Origin of the sequence: Streptomyces sp. UNOC14_S4, assembly GCF_020740835.1 — a bacterium.
GTDB lineage: Bacteria > Actinomycetota > Actinomycetes > Streptomycetales > Streptomycetaceae > Streptomyces.
Map to the genome: position 1 here is coordinate 1 of NZ_JAINFC010001016.1, position 769 is coordinate 769.

The 769-nt window shown below is 77.8% G+C and carries 1 protein-coding gene; it reads right to left on the reverse strand.

What is annotated here, in order from left to right; genetic code table 11:
• On the reverse strand, positions 1-532 hold a 532-nt coding region (locus K6I34_RS37655; RefSeq protein WP_229332500.1), incomplete at its 3' end, for an MBL fold metallo-hydrolase.
• Between the last annotated feature and the right edge of the window lie 237 nt (positions 533-769).

Sequence of the window (769 nt, forward strand, 5' to 3'; positions counted from 1 at the left end):
GGGTGGCGCGGGGCAGCCGCCGCAGGGTGGGCGCGTCGAGGTGGTCGTAGTGGTTGTGGCTGATGACGACCGCGTCGACGGGCGGAAGGTCCTCCCAGCTCACACCGACCGGCGTGAGCCGCGCGGGCGTGCCGAGGATCCTGCGGGACCAGACGGGGTCGGTGAGGATCGTGAGGCCGCCGACGCGCAGTACCCAGCTGGCGTGTCCGGCCCAGGTGACGGCGGTGGTGGCGGCGTCGACGGCGGGCAGCGGGGCCGGCTCGACGGGCAGGGCGGCCAGGTCCCGGAGCACCGCGGCGGGCGGGCGCAGGCTGCCTTCGCGGGCGAGCCGGGCCAGGGCGCGGACGCCGGGCAGCGGGGCGGTGAGGCGGTCGGCGAAGGACCGGGGCCACAGGCGGCGCTCGCCGAGCGTGCGCGGCGCGGGGAGCGCGCGGGCCCGGTGGCGGGTGACGACGGGGACGGGGACGGACTCGGAGCCGGGCTCGGAGTCGGGCTCGGGCTCGGCGAGGGAGCGCTCGGTCCGTTCGGTCATCGGAGGGCTCCAATCGGTCGGGAACCGGGGTGGTGCGGAGCGCCGCGCTCCGTGCGGCGGTCGGGGGCTGAGGTGCGCACGGTCGGCATCGACGGCATCGACGGTAGGTCAGCCGTCGGCGAGGTCGCGGAAGACCGAGCCGAATTCGGTCAGTGCCGTCCGGACCCCGGGCAGCGCGAGGGGATCGGGCACGTCGAGGGCGCGCTGCCGCTCGGCGTCGGTGGCGCCGAGCAGGGG